This is a genomic window from Aminobacterium thunnarium (assembly GCF_055390565.1).
The window spans coordinates 1,591,584-1,614,089 of record NZ_AP042412.1 but is presented as its reverse complement, the minus strand read 5'-3'; the positions used below and the strand labels follow the sequence as shown (position 1 = coordinate 1,614,089).

At 41.6% G+C, this 22,506-nt stretch carries 23 protein-coding genes; all 23 read left to right on the top strand.

The genetic code is table 11. The features are described 5' to 3' along the window. Window positions 1–4 precede the first annotated feature (4 nt). A complete protein-coding gene (locus ACZ5GY_RS08055; RefSeq protein ID WP_307879815.1) occupies window positions 5–373 on the top strand; it encodes a YraN family protein in 369 nt (122 codons plus the stop codon). Further along, entirely contained in the window at window positions 370–1,872 is a 1,503-nt protein-coding gene (locus ACZ5GY_RS08050) for a YifB family Mg chelatase-like AAA ATPase (protein WP_464111734.1), read from the top strand. The genes ACZ5GY_RS08055 and ACZ5GY_RS08050 overlap by 4 nt, the downstream gene beginning before the upstream one ends. Further along, entirely contained in the window at window positions 1,869–2,978 is a 1,110-nt protein-coding gene (dprA, locus tag ACZ5GY_RS08045) for a DNA-processing protein DprA (protein WP_213690752.1), read from the top strand. Before ACZ5GY_RS08050 ends, dprA begins: the two co-directional genes overlap by 4 nt. Window positions 2,979–2,992: 14 nt before the next feature. Next, window positions 2,993–3,265 carry a hypothetical protein gene (locus ACZ5GY_RS08040; RefSeq protein ID WP_213690753.1) on the top strand — a complete coding sequence of 91 codons (273 nt, stop codon included), beginning with the start codon at window positions 2,993–2,995 and terminating at the stop codon, window positions 3,263–3,265. A gap of 21 nt (window positions 3,266–3,286) precedes the next feature. Beyond that, complete coding sequence (topA, locus tag ACZ5GY_RS08035; protein WP_213690754.1) at window positions 3,287–5,404, top strand: type I DNA topoisomerase; 2,118 nt, start codon at window positions 3,287–3,289, stop codon at window positions 5,402–5,404. A gap of 2 nt (window positions 5,405–5,406) precedes the next feature. Beyond that, window positions 5,407–6,723, top strand: a complete 1,317-nt coding sequence (trmFO, locus tag ACZ5GY_RS08030; RefSeq protein ID WP_213690755.1) for a methylenetetrahydrofolate--tRNA-(uracil(54)-C(5))-methyltransferase (FADH(2)-oxidizing) TrmFO — start codon at window positions 5,407–5,409, stop codon at window positions 6,721–6,723. Window positions 6,724–6,919: 196 nt separating this feature from the next. After that, on the top strand, window positions 6,920–7,810 hold the full coding sequence (locus ACZ5GY_RS08025; RefSeq protein WP_464111733.1) for a tyrosine recombinase XerC: 891 nt from the start codon (window positions 6,920–6,922) through the stop codon (window positions 7,808–7,810). Then, window positions 7,803–8,345: an ATP-dependent protease subunit HslV gene (gene hslV, locus ACZ5GY_RS08020; protein WP_213690757.1), complete on the top strand. Its 543-nt coding sequence runs from the start codon at window positions 7,803–7,805 to the stop codon at window positions 8,343–8,345. The genes ACZ5GY_RS08025 and hslV overlap by 8 nt, the downstream gene beginning before the upstream one ends. After that, entirely contained in the window at window positions 8,342–9,748 is a 1,407-nt protein-coding gene (gene hslU, locus ACZ5GY_RS08015) for an ATP-dependent protease ATPase subunit HslU (RefSeq protein WP_213696085.1), read from the top strand. The genes hslV and hslU overlap by 4 nt, the downstream gene beginning before the upstream one ends. 20 nt (window positions 9,749–9,768) lie before the next feature. Further along, window positions 9,769–10,614, top strand: coding sequence for a GTP-sensing pleiotropic transcriptional regulator CodY (gene codY / locus ACZ5GY_RS08010; protein WP_307879816.1), 846 nt, complete (start codon window positions 9,769–9,771; stop codon window positions 10,612–10,614). A 124-nt stretch (window positions 10,615–10,738) separates the two neighbouring features. Further along, window positions 10,739–11,140: a flagellar basal body rod protein FlgB gene (gene flgB, locus ACZ5GY_RS08005; protein WP_213690395.1), complete on the top strand. Its 402-nt coding sequence runs from the start codon at window positions 10,739–10,741 to the stop codon at window positions 11,138–11,140. Further along, on the top strand, window positions 11,140–11,556 hold the full coding sequence (flgC, locus tag ACZ5GY_RS08000) for a flagellar basal body rod protein FlgC (RefSeq protein WP_213690396.1): 417 nt from the start codon (window positions 11,140–11,142) through the stop codon (window positions 11,554–11,556). Before flgB ends, flgC begins: the two co-directional genes overlap by 1 nt. 162 nt (window positions 11,557–11,718) lie before the next feature. Beyond that, entirely contained in the window at window positions 11,719–12,030 is a 312-nt protein-coding gene (fliE, locus tag ACZ5GY_RS07995) for a flagellar hook-basal body complex protein FliE (protein ID WP_213690397.1), read from the top strand. 26 nt (window positions 12,031–12,056) lie between these two features. Further along, complete coding sequence (fliF, locus tag ACZ5GY_RS07990; protein WP_213701292.1) at window positions 12,057–13,631, top strand: flagellar basal-body MS-ring/collar protein FliF; 1,575 nt, start codon at window positions 12,057–12,059, stop codon at window positions 13,629–13,631. Window positions 13,632–13,648: 17 nt separating this feature from the next. Next, complete coding sequence (gene fliG, locus ACZ5GY_RS07985) at window positions 13,649–14,668, top strand: flagellar motor switch protein FliG (RefSeq protein ID WP_213691079.1); 1,020 nt, start codon at window positions 13,649–13,651, stop codon at window positions 14,666–14,668. Further along, entirely contained in the window at window positions 14,661–15,560 is a 900-nt protein-coding gene (locus tag ACZ5GY_RS07980; protein WP_213691078.1) for a FliH/SctL family protein, read from the top strand. The genes fliG and ACZ5GY_RS07980 overlap by 8 nt, the downstream gene beginning before the upstream one ends. After that, on the top strand, window positions 15,541–16,884 hold the full coding sequence (gene fliI, locus ACZ5GY_RS07975; protein WP_213691077.1) for a flagellar protein export ATPase FliI: 1,344 nt from the start codon (window positions 15,541–15,543) through the stop codon (window positions 16,882–16,884). The genes ACZ5GY_RS07980 and fliI overlap by 20 nt, the downstream gene beginning before the upstream one ends. A gap of 32 nt (window positions 16,885–16,916) precedes the next feature. Then, a complete protein-coding gene (locus tag ACZ5GY_RS07970) occupies window positions 16,917–17,366 on the top strand; it encodes a flagellar export protein FliJ (protein ID WP_213691076.1) in 450 nt (149 codons plus the stop codon). 6 nt (window positions 17,367–17,372) lie between these two features. After that, window positions 17,373–17,966: a lytic transglycosylase domain-containing protein gene (locus ACZ5GY_RS07965; RefSeq protein ID WP_307879817.1), complete on the top strand. Its 594-nt coding sequence runs from the start codon at window positions 17,373–17,375 to the stop codon at window positions 17,964–17,966. 4 nt (window positions 17,967–17,970) lie between these two features. Next, a complete protein-coding gene (locus ACZ5GY_RS07960) occupies window positions 17,971–18,609 on the top strand; it encodes a MotE family protein (RefSeq protein WP_213691075.1) in 639 nt (212 codons plus the stop codon). Window positions 18,610–18,616: 7 nt separating this feature from the next. Continuing rightward, window positions 18,617–20,002 (top strand): flagellar hook-length control protein FliK, encoded by a 1,386-nt coding sequence (locus ACZ5GY_RS07955; RefSeq protein WP_213701291.1) that lies wholly within the window; start codon window positions 18,617–18,619, stop codon window positions 20,000–20,002. A gap of 15 nt (window positions 20,003–20,017) precedes the next feature. Next, window positions 20,018–20,452, top strand: a complete 435-nt coding sequence (locus ACZ5GY_RS07950) for a flagellar hook capping FlgD N-terminal domain-containing protein (protein WP_213691073.1) — start codon at window positions 20,018–20,020, stop codon at window positions 20,450–20,452. 125 nt (window positions 20,453–20,577) lie between these two features. Further along, on the top strand, window positions 20,578–22,500 hold the full coding sequence (locus tag ACZ5GY_RS07945) for a flagellar hook protein FlgE (RefSeq protein ID WP_213691072.1): 1,923 nt from the start codon (window positions 20,578–20,580) through the stop codon (window positions 22,498–22,500). Window positions 22,501–22,506 lie beyond the last annotated feature (6 nt).

Genomic DNA, 22,506 nt, shown 5'->3' with positions numbered 1-22,506 from the left:
AACCGTGGATCATGTTGCACTTGGCCGTTGGGGGGAAGAAACAGCATGTTCTTATCTCCATAAAAAGGGATGGAATATTCTGGATCGCAATGTTTATTTTCCTCGGGGAGAGCTCGACATAGTAGCCATGGATAAGGATGAACTTGTTGTAGTAGAGGTTCGAACTCGATCATTAGGATATCTTATGTCTCCTGAAGAATCGGTGGGACCTGTGAAAACGCGAAGATTGGTATATGCAGGGTCTTGCTATGTGGAAAAAGTAGATTGGAATGGTTTTTGGAGAATTGATCTCTTGGGAATTACGTGTCATAAAGATGATAGTTATTCCATAGAACATTTCAAAGATATTACGAACGGGATGTCTTTTTTGTGATCCCTATTTATGGTATTACGCTTCAAGGCGTGCAAGCTCTGAAAGTAGAAGTTGAAGTTGAAATAACAGGTGGTCTTTTTTTTATCGCAGTTGTAGGCCTTCCTGACGCTGCTGTACGAGAATCTCGGGAGAGGGTCCGTGCGGCTTTGCGCAGCCTTCTTATTCCAGTTCGCGGACGTGTTACTGTAAATCTTGCACCTGCTGACAGCCCTAAAGAAGGAGCCCTTCTTGATCTCCCTATAGCTTTAGGTACTGCACAGAAATTAGGTGTTATTTCTTTAAATAAACCGGCTCTTTTTGTGGGAGAGCTGGCTCTTGATGGTCGATTACGAAAAACAAGGGGAGTGGTTCCAGCTGCCTTCTTGGCTCGGAAGCTTAAAATTCCCCTCTTTGTTCCGCAAGAAAATGCCTTTGAGGTTTCATTAGTTCCTGATGTAGAGGCATATGCTGTTTCAAGTCTGCAACAATTATTCGATCATATAAAAGGAAGAACATTACTTTCTCCCCTTAGAAAAGAAATACTTCCATCTGAGAACATTGTCGCCGATCCTGATTTGGCTGATATTAAAGGACAGAGTGGAGCTAAAAGAGCTCTGGAAATAGCAGCAGCAGGCCATCATAATTTGATTCTTGTTGGTTCCCCTGGAAGTGGAAAAACAATGCTTGCCAGAGCAATACGAGGAATTTTACCACCACTTTCTCAAGAAGAATTATTGGAAAGCCTTCAAGTTCACAGTACTGCCAAGCTTGACTTCCAAGCGACCCTCCAGCCACCTTTTTATACAGTCCATCCTACAGCAAGTATTGTTGCGATTTGCGGGGGAGGGTCAGCTCTTCGTCCAGGAGAGATAAGCCTTGCTCACCGTGGTGTTCTCTTTCTTGATGAATTTACGGAGTTTAGGCGGGATCTTTTAGAAGCTCTCCGTCAACCGTTGGAGGATGGAAAAATAGTAGTAAGCCGAGCAGCTGGGCGTGTTGTTTTCCCATGTCGTGTTTTGCTTATAGCTGCCTGTAACCCTTGTCCTTGCGGTTGGGATGGAGACATGGTGGAACAATGTATTTGTTCGGCATATGAGAAAGAGAGATATAGAAAACGCATTTCCGGACCTATTTTAGATCGCATTGATTTACACGTGTCTGTTCCACGTCTTCTCCCGAAAGAATTAATTTCTTTCGAAAATCAAAGGGTTGAGAGCAGTAAAGTTGTTCGTAAACGTGTCTGTATGGCCAGGGAGCGACAACGAAAACGATGGGGAAAGTATGGTTTTCATTGTAATGCTGAACTTCCTGAGCGTTTTATAAAACGTTCTTTGCAATTGAGCCGAGATGTCCGTTCTTTCTTGATCCAAATGTCAGATCGACTTCGTCTTTCTGGAAGGGGAATAAGCAGAGTGTTAAAAGTTTCGCGTACAATAGCGGATCTTGCCGGTTCTTCTGAAGTAGAAGTCTCGCATGTAGCCGAAGCTCTTGCTTATAGAAAGGGGAGTGTCTCTTTATGACTCCTCGTCAGGAGGCTCTTTTACTTATAAATGCCATAGAAGCAGATCGCCGTTTATGGGATAAAATTGCTGATAGTGAAGAGAAAATTGAAACGATCCGAAACGGATTTTTAACGGATGAACAAAAGAAAAGTCTTACATCTCGAACGTATAAACGTCTTGTCTATCTGGTTCACTCCCAATGGGCAGAGAAAGAAAGATATCGTTGTGAGTCTGTTGGAGTGCAATTGCTTTTTATGGGAGAATCAGGCTATCCCAAAAAACTAGAGAAGATGGAAAATGCACCGTTGGTTCTCTACGTTCGTGGAAATTATTCTTTTAAGAAACCTATACTTTCGGTTGTTGGAACACGAAGGAGTACATATTATGGGCAACAGGTGGCTAGAGCATTAGGGCGTGTGGCAGCAGATAAAAACTGGACCTTGTTAAGCGGAGGAGCTCTTGGTATTGATGGGGCAGCACATAGTGGAAGCTTAGATGCTGGAGGAGAGACAGCAGTTGTGCTTGCCCATGGATTGGACCATGTTTACCCTAAACAGCATGAAGAATTATTTAGAAATATTCTCTCTTCTGGGGCTCTTGTTACAGAGTACGGTTTAGGCATAAGTGCAAAACCTTGGCATTTTCCTAAACGAAATCGGATAATAGCTGGTTTAGCTGATAAAATCGTCATAGTTGAAGCTCCAAAGCGAAGTGGAGCTATCGTTACAGCCCAGATTGCCTTGGATATAGGACGTGAAATATGGGTTGTGCCTGGTCGGATAGATGAAAAAATATGTAGTGGTTCCAATAAACTTCTTTATGACGGTGCCCATCCTCTTGTCGATCTAGCGGATTTTGCTGAAACGCTGTCACCGATTACACAACTTCATTTATTGAACTCAAAAAAAGAAAAGAGTAAATCGTTATGTCCGAATATAAGTGAAAAAGAGCAAAAAATTCTCAATCTTATTCAAAATCATGGAGACCAAACAGTTGACAACTTAACTGCTCAAGGTAAAATGACTGCCGCTGATGTTATCTCTTGCGTGAGTCATCTGTCTGCGTTAGATCTTATATATTCATCAGGGCCTGGCCGATTTCGGGCCTCTATTGAATCAAAGTAAAGGAGCGTATCATATTGACGCGATTAGTTCATGATCTTGAAAGAATGTTTCTTACAGAAGATGCTCTCGAACTTATTTACCAGCTTTTTCTCACTGAAGAATACGCTAGAAACGTTATAGAAATAGCTATAGAAGATGCCATGATGATCGGGCAGGTTCGTGGAGGGCATATTGATGCCATAACTTTTATGAGCATCATACAGAGAACAGCAGATTCAACAATTTCTCATTTTGACTCGACTGGTTCGCTTTATGATTCAGTAAAGGGTCAGTATTTTGTCCATTAAACATTAAACAAGGAGGATCTTATGACGAAGAAAGAAACGGGGAAAACTCTTGTTGTAGTCGAATCTCCCACAAAAGCGAAAACTCTTTCTAAAATATTAGGATCAAAATATACAGTAAAAGCGAGCATTGGCCACATCAAAGACCTTCCTAAAAGCCGGATCGCTATTGATATCGAAAACAACTTTCAACCAGAATATATTCTAGTTAAAGGAAAAGCCAAAATAAAAAATGAATTAGTTAAACTTGCTCAAGGGAGTCAGAAAATACTACTGGCATCTGACCCTGATAGGGAAGGGGAGGCTATTGCTTGGCATCTTTGCGATATTTTGAAACTTGATCCAGAATCGCAATGCCGGGTCCGTTTTTACGAAGTTACGCCAAAGGCTGTCAAAGCGGCAATTAAAAAGCCTGAGTCCGTAGATATGAATAGAGTAGATGCGCAACAAGCACGTCGTGTTCTTGACCGTCTTGTCGGCTATTCTTTAAGTCCGCTATTGTGGAAAAAGATACGCTATGGCCTTTCTGCTGGGCGAGTGCAATCTGTAGCTCTCAATCTGATATGCGATAGGGAACGAGAAATAAAAAATTTTGTTCCTTCGGAATATTGGCATGTCAATGTGGAAGCCTTATCAAACGATAATAAAAGGAAATATGATTTAAAGGTTATGAGCTTTGAAAATAAATCTTTTTGGAAGGAAGGGAAGCCCCTTCTTATATCGAGCTCAGAACAAGCAGAAAAGATCGCCAGCGATATTCAATCAGCTGCCTTAGTTGTAAAAGAATATAAAGTAAAAGAAGGTAAAAGAAAACCTTTACCTCCTTTTAAAACAAGTACATTACAACAGGAAGGTGCGCGTCGTTTAAGTTTCTCTCCTCGTAGAACAATGGCTGTTGCACAGGCGCTTTTTGAAGGCATTAATATTCCAGGGCGAGGTCCTGCCGGCCTTATTACATACATGCGAACAGATAGTCTCCGGATAGCACCGGAAGCATTAGATGCGACCAGAAATTATATTACCCAAAGTTATTCATCAGAATATCTTCCTAAAACTGCCAACCTGTTTACATCTAAAGCCAGAAGTCAGGATGCTCATGAAGCAATTCGACCGACAGATGTGACGTTGACACCAGAAAGCTTAAAAAGTGTATTAACACCTGAACAATACAAGCTGTATTCTCTTATTTGGAACCGTTTCGTTGCTTCGCAAATGGCTCCCGCCGTTGTTGCCAATGCTATTCTTGATGTGGAAGCGGGTTCTTATGGCTTAAGGCAAACAGGAGAGACTTTAATTTTTGATGGATGGGGAAAATTATGGCCATTAGAGTTAAAAGGGAGCGAATTAGCTCCAGCAGTTTCAGAAGAAGAGCTAATATGCCATGATATTTCTAAAGAACAGCGTTTTACAAAACCTGCTGCGCGCTACTCAGAAGCGACTCTTATAAAAACTTTAGAAGAAAAAGGAGTTGGACGACCTTCAACCTATGCCACTATTGTTGAAACACTTTACGACAGAGGATATGTTGAAAAGAACGAAGAAAAACGGTTGGAACCTACTTCTTTGGGAATGACAGTAGACGATTTCTTGCTTCAATATTTTGACTCTAAAAGCCCTTCTCCCATCGTCGATACGAATTTTACGGCTCAAATGGAAGGACAATTGGATCTTATTGAAGAAAATAAGCTTGAATGGGTTGATGTAGTCCGTTCTTTCTGGGGTGGTTTTGCAGAAACTCTAGAAGAAGCCAAAAAAGCATCGGCTGTTGATTTGCCTGAACCTGAGCCAATTGGTGAGGATTGTCCGGAATGTGGGAAGCCTTTAGTTAAAAAACGAGGACGTTTCGGTGATTTTATAGCCTGTTCGGGATATCCTGAATGTCGATATACTCGCCCAATTCTGAAAACTATTGGTGTGAAGTGTCCCCTATGTGGGGAAACTGAAAATGGAGAAGTTGTTCGAAGAAGAAGTAAAAAAGGAAAGTTTTTCTATGGATGTTCACGATATCCTGAATGTAAATATGTCTCATGGAACGAACCTACAGGAGAAAAGTGTCCAGAGTGTGGAACTCCACTTGTTCGCAAAAACAAAAAAAGTCTTCCAGAATGCCCCGAATGTGGTTGGAAAAAGGAGAAAAAGTAATTATGGACAGATCAAACGAAATTCTGGTTCTTGGTGGCGGATTGGCCGGGAGCGAAGCAGCTTGGCAGTTGGCACAAAGAGGATATCCTGTTTGTTTAGTAGAGATGAGACCGAAAATAACAACCCCAGCACATCAGACCGATATGATGGGGGAACTTGTATGCAGTAATTCTCTTGGTGCTGATAATATGACAAGCCCAGCTGGAATATTAAAGGCTGAGCTTCGTTATCTTGGTAGTCTCATAATGGAAGCTGCAGATCATACGAGCGTTCCTGCAGGCAAAGCACTTGCCGTTGATCGTGACGCTTTTGCTGGTTACATAACGAAAAAACTTTCAGAACATCCTTGTATAAGAATTGAAAGACGAGAGATGACATCGTTGCCGGAGGAACCTGCTATTATTGCTACAGGTCCCTTAACAAGCCCTTCTCTTGCAGAAGAATTGAAGAAAATAACAGGAGAAGAATATTTTTCTTTTTTTGATGCTATAGCTCCGGTAGTTTTTTACGATTCCATCGATATGACGAAAGCGTACAAAGCAGGACGCTACGGTCAAGAAGCAGATTATATAAATTGTCCCATGAACGAAGAAGAGTATATTCGTTTTTGGAATGCTCTTGTCTCTGCAGAGCGAGCCACACGTCATGAATTTGAAAAGGACATTCGTTATTTTGAGGGATGTTTACCAATAGAAGTTATTGCCTCCAGAGGTATCGATACTCTCCGTTTTGGTCCTTTAAGACCAGTTGGTTTGCCCAATCCCCTTACAGGAGAAGAACCCTATGCTGTTGTTCAGCTTCGACAAGATAATAAAGATGGCACTCTTTTTAATTTAGTTGGTTTTCAGACAAGCCTGAAATGGGGAGAGCAAGCTCGAGTTTTTAAACTTATCCCAGGGCTTCAAGATGCTGAGTTTGCCCGTTATGGTGTTATGCATAGGAATATATACGTCAATGCACCTACTGTACTTGATGGTTTTCTTCGTTTACGGGATCGTAAAAATCTTTTTTTAGCGGGGCAAATAACGGGAGTAGAAGGATATCTTGAGAGTACCGCTATGGGACTTGTTGCTGCTATTTATATGGCGTTTTCTTTGAGACAAACAGAAATGCCCATTTGGCCTAAAGAGACAGCGATAGGTTCTTTGCTCCGTTATTTATCAGAAACTGACACGAAGGTTTTTCACCCTATGAACGTAAACTTGGGCATATTCCCCCGTCTTGATGTAAAAATACGTAAAAAAATAGAACGATGTCAAAAAGTTGGCGAAAGAGCGATGTTGTTCTTAGAAGAATTTTACAAAAGTTACCTAAAATAGGACTCCCCCCCTATTTTTTATAATAGACCTCTGTTGTATAATGTATAATAATAAATTCCAATGATTTTAAAATTTTTTGTGTCGTTATATTTTTGCCTTTTTTCAGGCAAATCTTGTTGCAAAAATTGCAATTTTATGGCATTCTGATTGTTTAGAAAAGTATCAAGTATCTGGAAAAGAATGATAAAATATGATTATGGCTGAAAAGTTATCTTCTGCGTTGGATTATTACTTGGAACAGATGCGTTTTGCCAAAAATATGTCATTGTATACTATTGAGAATTATGCTGTAGATCTCAATCAATTTGTTAACTATTTGCTTGAGCAAAACGTTACCCTTCTTTCGGAAGTAGATACACGTTTGATTCGTGAGTATTTGAGGGTCTTGGCTTCTTTTGGATACGCTAAGTCATCTGTCTCCAGAAAACTTTCCGCTATAAAAAATTGGTTTCTTTTTTTAGTTGATAAAAAATTAGTGGAGAAAGATCCAGCTAAAAATGTTAAGGGTCCACGTTTACCTGCGCGCTTGCCACGTGCTTTAAGTGTAGAGGAAGTTACGAGGCTAATTGAAAAAGGAAGTGCGGAAAGCACAACGCCTCTTAGAGACAGGGCTGTTTTAGAGTTACTTTATGGATGTGGACTTCGTATTGGAGAGCTTGCAATTCTTCACTGGGAGGATATAGATCTTGTCGAAAGATGGCTGCGGGTTCGAGGCAAGGGAGACAAAGAGCGAATGGTTCCCGTAGGCAGAATGGCTAAAGAGGCTGTTCAGGTGTGGCAAGATACTTTTTCAGAACCAAATAATTTTATCTTCCCGGGGGAAAATGGCGATCATCTTACTGTGCGTACTGTTGGGCGTATAGTGGAGAGAGCCGCGCAGAGAGTTGGATTATTTGGGGTAACTCCCCATATGTTACGTCATAGCTTTGCAACCCATATGCTTGAAGGTGGAGCTTCTATACGAGTGATGCAAGAGCTTTTGGGACATGAAAGTTTATTGACGACACAACGGTATCTGACAGTGACGGCAGAACATCTTAAACAAAGCTACATAGATGCTTTTCCGAGAACTAGAGGAGATGATTGAACTGTTTAAGGGAACAACTATATTGTGTGTACGCCGCGGAGATACAGTGGCGATGGCTGGAGACGGTCAGGTAACCTTAGGAGATCAAATTATAAAGGCAGGGGCACGGAAGGTGCGTCGCTTATATAAGGGAAAAGTCCTTGCAGGATTTGCAGGGAGTACCGCAGATGCAATGACACTTCTTGAGCGTTTTGAAGCGCGTTTAGAGGAAAATAGCGGAGACCTTATGAGGGCAGCTGTTTCTCTCGTTAAAGAGTGGAGATTGGATCGCGCTTTGAGAAAACTTGAGGCCCTTATGCTTGTTGCAGATGAAAACCATACATTGTTACTTTCAGGTGCAGGAGATGTGCTTGAACCGGAGAACAATGTTGCTGCTATCGGATCTGGTGCTGGTTTCGCCCTGGCGGCTGCACGGGCTTTTATGGAGTCTGGTAAAGGGTCTGTTTCTGAAATCGCCCACAGATCTATAGAAATAGCTGCGGATATTTGTATCTATACGGATAAAGAGATAACGGTAGAGGTGATTGGCGAATGAGTATTGTAGCAGAAGAGAAGCTGGATTTAACACCTCGCCTTGTAGTTGAGTGTCTTGACAGGTACATCATAGGGCAGGAGAAGGCTAAAAGAGCGGTAGCCATTGCTCTTCGTAATAGAATTCGACGTCGCAATTTGTCTCACGATCTCGCCAACGAAATAGCTCCTAAAAATATACTGATGGTTGGCCCGACAGGTGTAGGAAAGACGGAGATAGCCCGTCGTTTGGCTGATCTTGTTCAAGCCCCATTTGTGAAAGTAGAAGCGACGAAATTTACTGAAGTGGGCTACGTTGGACGAGATGTGGAGTCAATGGTTCGAGATCTCGTCGAAATGGCTGTGTCCATGGTAAAAAAAGTAAAGATAGAAGAGGTTCAAGGTCCTGCAGAAGAGAGAGCTTCGTTGCGGCTTGTGGATGCTTTGCTTCCACGACCGGAGAGAAAATCGTCAATGCCCGACTTTATGAAAATGTTTTCGGGAAAAGAGGAGGAAGTGGCGCCGTCTCAGGAAGATGACTCTATTAGAGAATCTACGAGAAATAAAGTTTTAGAACTTCTTAAGACAGGCAAACTGGATGGAAGAGAAGTAGAGATTGAGGTAACTGAAAATTCTGCTGTCGGTATACCTCTTCTTGGTGGCGCAGGAATGGATTCGATGGGTATGAATATTAATGAAATGCTCAGCGGCTTTCTTCCTAAAAAAACTAAAAAACGTCGAATGAAGGTTGTGGATGCCAAAAGGCTCTTGCAGGCCGAAGAAGCTGAAAAACTTATCGATATGGAGTCGGTAGGCAAAGAGGCTTTGGAGAAGGCGCAAGAAGAAGGCATTGTCTTCATTGACGAACTTGATAAGGTTGTTGCCCGCGGATCTTCTAATGGTCCCGATGTGAGCAGGGAAGGTGTTCAGAGGGATCTTCTCCCTATTGTTGAAGGGGCATCGGTTCAAACAAAGTATGGAACGGTAAAAACAGATCACATTCTTTTTATTGCTGCGGGAGCTTTTTCAAGCGTTAAACCTTCTGATCTTGTTCCAGAACTTCAGGGACGATTCCCCATTCGTGTGGAGTTGCAGCCATTAGGAAAAGATGAGCTGGCTCGCATTCTTGTCGAACCGGAAAATAGTCTCATAAAACAGTATCAGGCTCTGTTGAGCACTGAAAATGTGGAAATACGATTTTCTCAAGAGGCTATTTACAAAATAGCGGCATTAGCTGAGAAAATGAACACCGAAATGGAAAACATAGGAGCTCGTCGTCTTCATACGATGATAGAACAGCTTCTTGAAGATATTAGTTTTACGGCACCAGAGCGGCAAGGTGATGTAATAGAGATAGATACTTTATTTGTTGAAGAGAGGCTTTCCCCTCTCATGGAAGATACTGACTTGCGAAAGTATTTGCTTTAATTATTCAGGAGGGATTCGAAATGACTAAAGGAGAAAAGAAAATAACAGATAGTAATCCTGTTATAGTGGAAGATCCAGCAATGAAAGATTTACTCGATAAAACTCGTCAAGTAGGCAGAGCGCTTCAGAACCGCAGAGAAGGAACTAAACCTGATTATAACAAGCTTGCTAAACTTCTTTGTGAATTTTCCACAGCGAATGTCTATATTATCAACAGAGAGGGCAAAATTCTTGGCTATTCATGGATTAGTGAATACCACTCGGAAGCAGTAGCTAATTTCTTGGAGAGAGGGTATATGCCCGAGAATTTTGTTGAAAAAATGAATCAGCACAGAGAGTCCATTTTGAGCGAAACAGACGGTTATCTCTTTGATGATGAAGAAAACGTTGAAGGCTCTCCAGAGAAACACATGCTATACGTTCCTATATATAGCGCTGCTGAGCGTTTAGGAACGTTACTTCTTGTGAGATTCTTTGATCCTTTTTATATGAAAGATCTTATTTTAGCTGAGTATCTTGCAACTCTCGTTGGAATTGAAATTTTACATGACAGAACCCGCAGTATAGAAGAGCGTGCCAGAGAGCGTCTTGTTGTTCAAATGGCCATGCGTGCACTTTCCTACTCTGAAGTAGAGTCAGTAAAACATATCATAGCTGAATTAGGCGCTTATGAGGGCGTAGTTATTGCCAGTAAGGTTGCAGATCGAGTAGGCGTAACACGGAGTGTTATTGTCAATGCTCTTAGAAAACTAGAGAGCGCAGGTATTATAGAAAGTAGAAGCCTTGGCATGAAAGGAACCTTTATAAAGATTTTAAGCCCCCTCTTTATTGAGGAGTTAGGAATGGTTCTTCCTCAGAGCATGTAACTTTAAAACATTAATATTGCTGAGTAAAAGTGAAGCTGCCATGAAGGACAGCTTCACTTTTTTATATATTCTATTTAAGAAAAGAATTACTTCTACCGATATGTAACACGAAGGGGTGAAAGCAATGATTGTTGATCGAGCGTGGAAAGTCGCAGAAAAAGATTTGGAAGGTCTATCTCAGCGTTTTCAAGCGGTGGGGTCAAATCTTGCTAATGCTAACACTCCAGGATATGGGAGAAAAGAGGTCTCTTTTGAAGAAGAGCTAAGAAGCGTTGTTCTAGGACCCGATAAATTACCTTTAAAGGTTACGCAACCTTCTCATATTGTCTCTGTTCCGGCTACGGTAGATAAAGTTGTTCCATCGGAAAAAAGAATTTATGACGAGAAAGTGCGGTTTGACGGAAATAACGTAGATTTAGAGATAGAGATGGCTAAGATGATGGAGACTCGTTTAGCTTATCAGTCAATGACACGATTGATAGGCAAGAAAAGTTCCATGTACCGTCTTGTCATAGGAGGACGCTAATGCGAGTTTTTCGTACAATTGATATAGCGGGGAGTTCCCTTACCGCACACAGGCTATGGATGGATACTGTTGCATCTAATTTAGCGAATGTAAATACTACAAGAACTGATACAGGTGGTCCTTACGTTCGAAAAACTCCTGTCTTTTCAGAAATTTTAGCAACTGAAGAAGGGCGCCAGTGTGGAGGTGGGGTTAGAGTTGTTGATATTGCTGAAGACTCTCAGCCTTCCCGTCGGGTCTATCAACCCGATCATCCCGATGCAGATGCCCAGGGGTATGTTTCTTTCCCTAATGTTAATGTTGTTCGCGAGATGGCTGACATGATGACGGCTAGCCGTGCTTATGAAGCAAACCTCGCTATTGCAGATGCAGCAAGAGGTATGTGGAATGGAGCTCTTGAGATCTTACGAGGGTAATATGGCATACATTGAAATATGAGCCTTTTTACCTATATGACTTCCTTCAGGGGACACTGTAAAGTGTCCCCTTTTTTATCATTGTTGTTACACAGATGTGTTAAAATTAAACTTATTGATAACAAATTTGATATTTGCTTTTATTACTGAAGGAGAGATAATATGGATCCTGTAAAACTTGATCTCAGTCAGCTTACTCCGAAGAATAAAATGAAACAGACGATGCAGGAGAAAACAGATCTTATACACCATAGTCCTTCTTTCGAGTCGATTCTCTCCCAATCTTTTGTTAATGTTAATAATTTACAACAAGAATCTGATATGATGGTTCAGAAATTGGCGGTCGGAGAAGTAGATGATATATCGACTGTGGTTTTGTCGGTTCAAAGAGCTGAGCTTGCACTTCGAATGATTACAGAAGTGCGTAATAAGCTTGTGGATGCATATCAGCAACTTGCGCGTATGCCTGTTTGATTTTTTTATCCTTTTCTTAATTTAATATGAATGGATTAACTCAGTTAAAAGAAAAAATTAGTGCGTTTTGGTTATCGTTGCGTCAATGGCAACGATGGTCACTTGTCGGGGCCGCTGTTTTGGTTGCAGCAGCTCTTGTTTTGCTTGTCTTATGGGGAGGAAAGCCCTCCTATGAGCCTCTTTTTGCACAGTTGGAGGTTTCTGATGAAGCCGCCATCGTTTCTTATCTGAAGGAGAATAAAATTCCCTATCGGATCGATCCTGCTGCTCACGCTGTTTTGATTCCTCGAGATCAAGTCTATGAGGTTCGTCTTACTTTAGCGCAGGAAGGACTTCCCAAAGGTGGCAATGTAGGTTTAGAACTTTTCGACGATACTAAAATGGGGATGAACGAGTTTCAACAAAAGGTGACTTTTTTAAGAGCCTTGGAGGGAGAACTTGCAAGAACAATAAGTCAGATTGAAGCTATAGATTATGCCAAGGTAAATATCGTTCTTCCCGAAAAACACCTTTTTTTAGAACAGCAGCAACCTTCTACAGCTTCTGTACTTATTCGTTTGAAGGCAGGGCAGGAGATAGGTCCCTCTCAGATAAAAGCCATTATTCATCTTGTTTCTCATAGTGTAGAAGGTCTTGCCCCTGATTATGTAACCGTTGTTGATACGAGTGGTAAGGTTCTTTCTGATATGCTTGATCAGGAGCTCTTGGTATATAGCCATGGAGATGGACAGACTGTTTCTTCTGTACAGCGAGAACTGGAAAGGCAGCAGGAACGAGAACTAGAGAGTAAGGTCAGGCAAATGCTCGAACGAGTTTATGGCCCAGGCCATGTCGTGGTTCGTGTGAAAGTAGAGCTTGATTTTGACAAGAAACAAAGTCGTTATAAAGAATATGTTCCTTTTGCGTCTGGAAAAGGTGTTTTAAGAAGTCAGCAAAATATGGAAGAGAGCTTTACTGGTAGTGGTACTCCAGTAGGGGGCGCTCCCGGGACGACGACGAATATTCCAGGGTATGCAATAGGTGCTCCTAACACTGGTATGAATGAATATAATAAGAGTGACGTTGTTAGTAACTACGAGATAACAACACGAGAAGGAGAAAAAATAGATACACCAGGTGGCATCAGACGACTGACAGCTTCTGTTTTAGTTGATGCTGACCTGGATGAGACAAGATTAAAAGAATTGAATGCCATTGTAGCGCCGGCTTTAGGTTTTAGGGCTGAGCGTGGTGACGAATTGGCAATACAGGGAATGAAATTCTCAACGACACTTGCAGATTCTCTTAAGGAACAACTTCAGCGAGAACGTCGTACACAGCTTATTTTCCTTCTTATTGGTTTAGCGGCACTTTTGCTTCTGCTTTCTCTCGGAGCTCTATGGTGGGTTCGTCGCAGAAAAGAAGGAAAGGAAAAGAAAATTGCGGCTGGTGCTGAAGCAGGAAAGGCGATACCGTCTATACAGGATATTCTTAGCTCCCCTGAACTTCTTGAATCTCAGGGAGAATTGGCTATATTGGAAGAACAATTACGGGCTTATGCGAAAAGTAAGCCTGAAGAAGTTGCAAATCTTCTTCAGGAATGGATTTCAGAAGATATGTAAAAGACAGGAGATAAAATATGGCGCGTAGTTCTGGCTCTCGTGGATTGCAGGGAAAAGAAAAAGCGGCGATTTTGCTTGTTGCTTTGGGGAATGAAGTCGCAGCTGAACTTTACAAACATTTTGATGAGGCGACCATCGAAATAATAACGCTTGAGATAGCCAATCTTCAGAAAATATCTCCTGAACAAAAATTAGAAGTATTGAAGGATGCGCAAGAGATGCTTCTTGCTCGCGAGTATATGGCTCGTGGTGGAGTTGATTACGCTCGGGATATACTGGAGCGAGCTTTGGGACCTGAGCGTGCTCAAAACCTTCTTGCTCGTATAACGGCGAGTTTGCAGGTTCGTCCCTTCGATTTTATGAGACATTCAGATCCTCAGCAGTTATTAAGTTTTATTCAGGGCGAACATCCTCAGACGATAGCGTTGATTCTTTCGTATCTTGAACCAGAGCAATCGGCTCAGGTTATCGGTGGCCTTCCGGCAATTATGCAGGCTGAAGTGGCGAAACGTATTGCCAAAATGGATCGTATTACACCTGAGGTATTACGTGAGGTAGAAAGAGTTCTAGAAAGGAAGTTAAGCACTGTCATGGGGCAAGACTTTACCTTGGCTGGTGGCATCGATGCCATAGTGAACATTATTAATAATGCTGATCGTGGAACTGAGAGAAATATTATGGAACACTTAGAAGAAAATGATCCGGAATTAGCCGAGGAAATCAAGAGGAGACTCTTTGTATTCGAAGATATACTCAAAATGGACGATCGTTCTTTACAGCGTGTCTTGCGTGAAGTTGAGATGAAAGAGCTTGCTCTGGCTCTGAAGGGGGCTACAGAGGATCTTCGGTCTAAGTTCTTTAAAAATATGTCAAAGCGTGCTGCTGAGATGTTGAATGAAGATATGGAATTTATGGGGCCTGTACGTGTACGTGATGTTGAAGAATCGCAACAGAAGATTGTTAACGTTATTCGAGCCCTTGAGGATGTAGGAGAAATAGTCATATCACGCGGAGGAGAGGAAGAGCTGGTTGTCTAAGTTTGTGCGTCACAATATTATTAGAGCAGTTCGTGTTCTTCCTGAAGCTGTACGTATAGGAGCTTCAGCTAATGACGGGAAAGTTTCCCGAGAAGCTTTGGCTCAGGACGAAACAGCTGCTGTGTGCTCTTTAGACAAAGATCAGTCTGAACTTCTCCAAAAAGAATTAGCAAACCTTCAGAATTATGCTTCCCAACTAGAAGAAGAATTGAAAGAAGCCCTTCAGCGTAATCGCGTTCTCGAAAACGATTTTTTAGCCCATAAAAAACAGGTAGATGAAGAATATCAGCGGGCTGTCTGTAATTTGAACAAAGAAAAAGACTCTCTTTTTTTACAAGCTAAAAAAGAAGGATATGATGCCGGCCAAATAGAAGGGCATTCCGAAGGTTTAAAATCGGCCCGAGACGAGGTGGAGCAGGAATATTCAGAGCGCTTCTCCGGGCTTTTGGCTACGTTTGACAATATTCATGCTACTGTTGTGAAAGAAAAATCTTCTCTCGCTGAACTTAATTTGCCTTATATGATGCGTTTGTGGAAATGCCTTTTGGAGAGATTGCTTAAAAAAGAAGTTTCCATTGATCAGAATACCGTAATACGTATTTTAGAAAGTATTTTAACAAGAGTTAGTGATAAAGAAAAAATTGTTATATATCTTAACCCTGAAGATGTTGAACGTGTGAAAAATCAAAAAAGCACCTATGCCGATCTTTTACGAGGTGTAAAGGTTTTAGATATACATGTTGATGATCATGTGGGTAAGGGAAGTTGCATTGTAGAAACAAATCTTGGGGTTTACGATGCTCGTTGGAAAACTCAGTTTGAACAGATCGAAAAGGAAATAGACCAGCTTTTCTTAGAGGAGGCTTCTGCTCTTGAACTCCGAAAAGAGTAGGGAGCTTCTATGGGATGTTTTAGAGGCCCGACTTTCTAAAAATCAATTAATAAAAATTAACGGTCGAGTGGTACAAGTTGTGGGGCTCGTTGTGGAATCTCAAGGTCCTGATGTTCGAGTTGGAGATTTATGCCAGATACGCTTTCGCGGCGACTCTCCTCCGTTAAAGGCGGAAGTTGTCGGCTTCAGAGAAGATAGAGTTCTTTTAATGCCTTTAGGGAGCTTAAAAGATGTTGGGCCTGGATGTGACGTTGTTTCTATGGAACGTCCTCTGGGAGTGCATGTAGGTCGTAACCTCCTTGGTAGGGTTCTTGATGGCTTAGGGCAGCCTATGGATGATAAGGGACCTATTATTGCTTCAGATTTTTACCCTCTTTATGCAGATCCGCCTCATCCGTTACGAAGACAGATGATTTCCTCCCATCTTTCTGTAGGAGTAAAGGCAATAGATGGTATTTTAACATTGGGTACTGGGCAGCGAATCGGAATTTTTGCCGGTTCCGGCGTGGGAAAAAGTACTCTTCTGGGAATGATGGCCAGAAATACGGAAGCAGACATAAATGTTATTGCTCTTGTTGGAGAACGAGGACGAGAAGTTAGAGAGTTTATAGATCATGATCTTGGCGCGCAAGGTATGGAACGTTCAGTGCTTGTTGTTGCAACGTCAGATCAACCTCCTCTCATACGCTTAAAAGCGGCCTTGACAGCTACAGCAATAGCGGAATATTTTCGAGATCAAGGTAAAAATGTGCTTTTGATGATGGATTCTGTAACTCGAGTAGCCAGAGCTCAGCGAGAAGTAGGTTTAGCTATAGGAGAGCCGCCTACAACCCGAGGATATACTCCTTCTGTTTTTGAGGCTCTTCCTCGGTTATTGGAAAGAGCTGGCGCCGGAGAGCGTGGAAGCATTACCGGTATTTATACCGTTCTTGTTGAAGGTGACGATATGAATGAGCCTGTCGCTGATACCGTACGGGGTATTCTTGATGGACACGTTGTGCTTTCTCGAAAGATAGCTTCGAAAAATTTTTACCCTGCTATTGATATTCTGAACAGTGTGAGTCGAGTTATGCCTTCTGTTGTTTCCAAAGAACATTTAAAGGCTGTTTCCAGAATACGAGAAGCTATAGCTGTTCATCGAGAAGCGGAAGATTTGGTCAATATTGGGGCATATAAAGAGGGCTCTAACCGTAAGATTGATTGGGCCTTAAGTCATATAGAAGATATACATGCTTTTCTTTGCCAGTCGACTGACGAAAAATATACTTTTGAAGAGACAGAATCAAGTCTTATGACATTGGCTCCATTTGCCGAAGATATATAAAGGTAGGTTAAAAGGAGGCAGAGGGGTAATTCATGATTGAACGTATAAAACGCTTCCAAAAGATTTTGTCGACACGAGAAAAGGTAAGAGATGAAGAACGCTTACTTTTAAGTGAAAAGCGTAATTATGAGCAAAATATTGTTTCCTTAATGAATGGATTGCAAGAAGAAAAACAACAAGCATTACATGTTTTCAGTACGCAGGATAACTGTCTTTTTTCCCCTCAGGATATGTGGTATAGACGAAAATCCATTGATTGTATCGAAAGAAAATTAGACGAAGCGCACGAGGCATTGTTACAGATACAGTATGCTATTCGTCAATCAGAAGAACGTCTTCTTCAGAAACATAAAGACGTAAAGGTTATGGAGACATATCTTGGTAAGATGAAAGATGAGTATAACCAAGTCGTGTCACGAATGGAGCAAGAAGAACTTGACGATATAGCTACGATACGATTCGAGAATAAGTCTGGGGAGTGAAATCTTTTGCAGGCAAAAAGAGTAGGATTGGAACGAGTTATAAAACGTATAAATGAGATTCAGGAGCGCTTCTGCCCGAATGAAGCGCCTAAACAAGAAAAAAAGAGAGAACGATTTGTTGATGTCTTGTCGCGTGTAGAAAGAGAATCTAGCCTTGATGTGAACGTTTTGCCAGAAAAAGAAAACAGCAAAATTCCTACCTCAGAAAATGTTTCTTTAAATTCGATCATAAAGCGCCATGCTAAAAATTACAATGTGGATGAAAACCTTATTCGTGCCGTAATAAAGATGGAATCTGGGGGGAAAACAGATGCTGTTTCTCCTAAGGGGGCTATGGGGCTTATGCAATTGATGCCGGGAACGGCGCGTATGTTGGGGGTTAATAATCCTTATAATCCCGACGAAAATATAGAGGGCGGTGTAAAATATCTGGCCTTTTTGTCCGATAAATATAAGGGGGATTTAGAGCAGGCTCTTGCAGCATATAATGCGGGGCCTTCTCGGGTTGATTCCTACGGAGGTATTCCGCCCTTCCCTGAAACGCAGCAATATGTTCAAAACGTTTTAGCAGAATATAAGCGAAATATAGGGAGCGAATAGAACAATGCCTGACGATAATTTATGGGCAGAGGATACAGAACGGGAGTTACAGGAAAATCAGGGCTCATCCCGGCCCGTCTCTCCACGTAAAAAGGGGAGTAGACTGAGGCGTAGATTGGGCCTTTTTTTTGTTTTGCTCATTATAGGGGCTGGCGTAGTTTTAGGACTCCATTTAGGTGGGGTTTGGGATATTCGCCCCTTTGCGGAAAAATTAGGCATAATTAAAAGCGAGACTCTCTCTCCAGCCGATCGCCGACAACAAGAGTTAGAAGAGTGGGCAAGCCGCTTGAGTAAAAAAGAAAATGAACTTAATGAAAAAGAGCATAATCTTGAAGTTCTTTCTCAAGACCTTGTCTCTAGAAAAGATGCTCTTCTTGTGAAGGAAACTGAAATCCAGGCCTTGGAAAAGGATTCTAATGATAGCAAAGTTCAAAACGAAGAGTCTTTACAAGCGTTAGTTCAGACTTTTCAGGAAATGTCGTCGCGTCGGGCTGCATCTATCATTGAGCAGTTAGATCAGAAATTGGCAGTGAAACTACTTTTGAAAATGCCTGAAGATAGTGTTGCATCTATATTAGGACGTATGGACCCAGGACGGGCAGCCTTGCTGACGGAACAGCTTGCACTTCAGAAAGATAGGTGAGATGGGGATGCAAGGTGATTTTTTTTCAGTTATTTCAATGGGGGAGCTTCTTACCGAGCCGAATAATACCCTTCAACCTGATATGAAAGTAACTACTGAGTTGGATTTTGCAACTCTTGTTGCAGCTCTGTCAGAAAACGTATCAGGAGAGACAGAAAAAGATTCTCTTTCTAACCTTAATTTGATAGCCTCAGATAAATCAGACAAATCAGATAAAAAGGAGAGGGAACAATCGTTATCTTTATCTTCTTTATATGCAACGTGTCCGCCTTTAGTGAATATTTTATTAACGAAAACCGAGGCGGAAAGTGAAACAGCAACTTTTGTTGATAGCGTGACAACTGAAAAGACAAAAAAAGAGGAGAATTTGCAGCAAAATCCTTCAGAACTTTTGCCACAGAAAGAAATGGATCAATTGGAAGAAAAAGGTTCAGGGTTGCTTGAAGAAATAACAATTGATGAGGAAAAAGCTGCAGAGATTGAGGTTTTAAAAGGCAGCATTAACGTTAATAATAAGGATAAAAAAGTATCGAGTGAAAAAGAAGAGGAAAAGCCGCTTATAAAAGGTTTTGTACGTAACCACGATAAAGGAGAAGTGCAAGGTCCGAAAGAGGAGAAGTTTCCTTTAGATAAAATTTCTGTTGTTGGTGATTCTATCCCAAATATTGAAAAATCGTTTTCTCATGTAAAACGAGAGATTGAAGATAATGTGTTGCCTCCGCAGGAAATAATAACTTCAGATAAAAGCGTTTCTCAACAAACTGACATGGGAAATACGCAGAGTGATTCCTTAGATTTACATAAAGAATCACAAGATGTAGATGTTCCACATAAATGGGGAATAGAAAAGGATAAGACAAATACTTCAGTGTCGCAGCATCCTTTTCATGAAGTGATGGCTCAAAATATAGTTAAAGAAAAATCGGATTTAAATCGTATGAATACAGTTCCTCAAGCATTTCAAAGAGGTGTATATGTTGGCACAAATCAAGGGGAACAAATACAGACAGGAATGACGCATGTATTAAGGTTCCTTCATACGAGAGGAGAAACAAAAGCCAAGGTCGTTATTGAGCCACCAGCTCTTGGCAGGGTAGACGTGGAACTGCTCTCTTCTCAACGAGGGGTTGAGGCGTTTCTTCGTGTGAGTTCCGAATCTTTAAGGCATATTGTGCAAGAACAGTTACCAGCGCTTCGAAGTGCCTTTTCGCAGCAAGGACTTGTTTTAGCCGATTGCTCTGTGGATGTTCGAAAAGAGAATGAACATAGTGGACAAAACCAACAGAATAAACGGCGAGGAATAAAAGTAGCGATGGATGCTTTAGACGAAACTGAAGAACCTCTTGCTTTTCGTCTTGACCTAGAGCAAGGCTTACTCGTTTGGATGGCATAGGATAGGAGGGAGAAAATGTTTGTACAAAGTACCGATTATTCAGTAACAGGCTCTGCTACAACAGCTTCTGCCACAAGCGCGACAGAACAGAAAAGTAAAACCGATTCGAATGGAGGATTGGATCAAGACGCTTTCTTCAAAATCTTGATCACTCAGTTGACCCACCAAGACCCCATGAATCCTTTACAAGATAGAGAATTCATTGCTCAGATGGCTCAATTTACTACAGTAGAAAAATTGACGAATATGGGCAAGGTTGTAGACGAAATGGCTACTGTAAATCGAGGGAATGCAGTTTCTTATCTTGGTAAAAACGTAAGTTTCTATGATGAGAACGGAGAAGTTATGACATCTAAAGTTCAGGCTGTTTGGTTTGACGATAAAGAGGGTGTTATTCTTCAGGTTCCCGAGGGGCAAATCAAATTGGCAGGAGTTCTTTCTGTTTCATAAAAAATTTGAGTTCTTGTAAGTATTCTCCGAAATAGTAACTATGAGAGAAAAAAGCCCACTAGGGACGGTTGGGTTTGACATGTGCAAGGGAGTGCGCATTTCTCTGTGTTGGGAGGTTAATAGAAATGCTAAGATCCCTTATGACGGGAGTAAGTGGAGTTCGGGGACATCAAACTCTGCTCGATGTTGTAGGTAACAATATTGCCAATGTGAATACAGCCGGATTTAAAAAATCGACGGTGACTTTTCAGGATTTGCTCTATCAGACGTCTCGTGGAGCTTCTTCTCCACAGGGCGATAGGGGCGGAATAAATCCTATGCAGGTGGGTCTTGGCGTTAATATTGGGGCTATTGAAACAATTCATAGCCAAGGACAGTTGCAGTATACGGGCAATAGAACTGATATGGCTATACAAGGTGACGGATATTATGTCATGGGTGATGGAAGCAGAACTCTTTATTCCAGAGCAGGTAATTTTATTCTTGATGCTAATGGGAACATTGTTCAGTCTGGAACTGGGTATATGTTGAAAGGTTATACATTAGAGACTGATCCTAACGATCCTACTCGGTATATTAAAGGTACGCAGCTAGTAGATATGAATATTCCTGTAGGGCAAAAATTGCCAGCTCAAGCGACGACTCTTACAGGATTCCGCTGTAATCTCGATAGCAGAGTTGATGCATACCTGCCCATGGGGTTCCTGACTAATGGAGTAAAAGCAACGGGACTTTTAGGAGGAGCTGAGCGTTCTATCACCTTTGGTTCTGGTACTGATGTGAATTCTTTTGTCACAGTTAAAGTCGGAGACCAAACTGTACAGATGGCAATAGATGGTGTAGATCAAGACGTAAAACGTCCTAAATTGGCAGACACAACGTTGACTCTTGATGGACAGACATACGATGTTACGTTTGATAGCGCCTCTGGTGTATTGAAAATGACGAATCAGGCAGATGCGACAGATTCATGGGAATATGAGCTTGGCGCCATGATGGATTACGATATAGTGAGCATTGCTGAAAGTAACGGAACAGAACATCATTATCTCGTGGAATATAACGATCTCGGAAGCCAGGGTGGAAACAGAGAAATGGTTCTTTGGGGAGATAATAACGCAACTCCCTCTGCTGTAACACGTTTCTCTTCAGAAATTACAACATCTCATGATGGCATCTTTATTGACCCGGCTGGTAACGGTTATTCTTTGGGAACAACCTTCCCTGAAGGAAAGACTCTTTTTGCTGTTCCTTCAGAAAATGGACAAGGTATTGAGATTCGAAGCGATTCTGTTTCTGGGGATGTATTATCAACTGTTAATCAGCGAATTCCAAGTGTTCATACTACGAAGCTTGATGTTTTTGATAGTTTGGGGAATAGCCATACATTAGAGGTAAGTTGGGAAAAAATAGAGAATAATCAATGGCGTTGGAGAGCGTGGCTTCCTACAGAGCCTGGAATTACATTAACCAACAATACTGGAATTATTTCTTTCCAGAGTAACGGTAAAATTGATGGATCGTCAAGTAACGCCACAATGTCTTTAGGGTTTGGTTCTTTGGGAGCAGAAGATTCTTCTATAAAACTTGATTTCAGTGGTCAGTCGTTTGATAAAGAGCCTATTGAAGGTGTAACACAGTACGGATCGGCCTTTACTACAAAAGCCTACTATAGAGATGGCTATGAGATGGGCGTTTTAAACGATTTTGCAGTAGGAACTGATGGAACTGTTGTAGGTGTTTACAGTAATGGCGAAAGTCGCTCTCTTTACCGACTTGGACTCGCTCTTTTTGCGAATCCGAGCGGTCTTGAAAAAGTAGGTAATACTGCATTTGCTGAAAGTGCCAACTCTGGTATAGGTCAGGTGGTATCTCCTCTTGAAGGAGGAGCTGGCAAGATATCCGGTGGTTCTCTTGAAATGGGGAATGTAGACCTTTCCGAAGAATTTGTGCGTCTTATCATTGCCCAAAGGGGATTCCAGGCGAATGCTCGTGTCGTTACGACGAGTGATCAAGTTCTTGAAGAACTTGTGAATATGAAACGTTAGGAAACA

Bases quoted from the DNA above. Each gene is read 5' to 3' on its own strand.
- trmFO (WP_213690755.1), top strand. From the start codon at position 5,407: ATGGACAGATCAAACGAAATTCTGGTTCTTGGTGGCGGATTGGCCGGG.
- ACZ5GY_RS07960 (WP_213691075.1), top strand. From the start codon at position 17,971: ATGCCTGACGATAATTTATGGGCAGAGGATACAGAACGGGAGTTACAG.
- fliG (WP_213691079.1), top strand. From the start codon at position 13,649: ATGGCGCGTAGTTCTGGCTCTCGTGGATTGCAGGGAAAAGAAAAAGCG.
- ACZ5GY_RS07945 (WP_213691072.1), top strand. From the start codon at position 20,578: ATGCTAAGATCCCTTATGACGGGAGTAAGTGGAGTTCGGGGACATCAA.
- fliE (WP_213690397.1), top strand. From the start codon at position 11,719: ATGGATCCTGTAAAACTTGATCTCAGTCAGCTTACTCCGAAGAATAAA.
- hslU (WP_213696085.1), top strand. From the start codon at position 8,342: ATGAGTATTGTAGCAGAAGAGAAGCTGGATTTAACACCTCGCCTTGTA.
- ACZ5GY_RS08025 (WP_464111733.1), top strand. From the start codon at position 6,920: ATGGCTGAAAAGTTATCTTCTGCGTTGGATTATTACTTGGAACAGATG.
- ACZ5GY_RS07950 (WP_213691073.1), top strand. From the start codon at position 20,018: ATGTTTGTACAAAGTACCGATTATTCAGTAACAGGCTCTGCTACAACA.
- fliF (WP_213701292.1), top strand. From the start codon at position 12,057: ATGAATGGATTAACTCAGTTAAAAGAAAAAATTAGTGCGTTTTGGTTA.
- hslV (WP_213690757.1), top strand. From the start codon at position 7,803: ATGATTGAACTGTTTAAGGGAACAACTATATTGTGTGTACGCCGCGGA.
- ACZ5GY_RS07955 (WP_213701291.1), top strand. From the start codon at position 18,617: ATGCAAGGTGATTTTTTTTCAGTTATTTCAATGGGGGAGCTTCTTACC.
- topA (WP_213690754.1), top strand. From the start codon at position 3,287: ATGACGAAGAAAGAAACGGGGAAAACTCTTGTTGTAGTCGAATCTCCC.
- codY (WP_307879816.1), top strand. From the start codon at position 9,769: ATGACTAAAGGAGAAAAGAAAATAACAGATAGTAATCCTGTTATAGTG.
- flgB (WP_213690395.1), top strand. From the start codon at position 10,739: ATGATTGTTGATCGAGCGTGGAAAGTCGCAGAAAAAGATTTGGAAGGT.
- ACZ5GY_RS07970 (WP_213691076.1), top strand. From the start codon at position 16,917: ATGATTGAACGTATAAAACGCTTCCAAAAGATTTTGTCGACACGAGAA.
- flgC (WP_213690396.1), top strand. From the start codon at position 11,140: ATGCGAGTTTTTCGTACAATTGATATAGCGGGGAGTTCCCTTACCGCA.
- dprA (WP_213690752.1), top strand. From the start codon at position 1,869: ATGACTCCTCGTCAGGAGGCTCTTTTACTTATAAATGCCATAGAAGCA.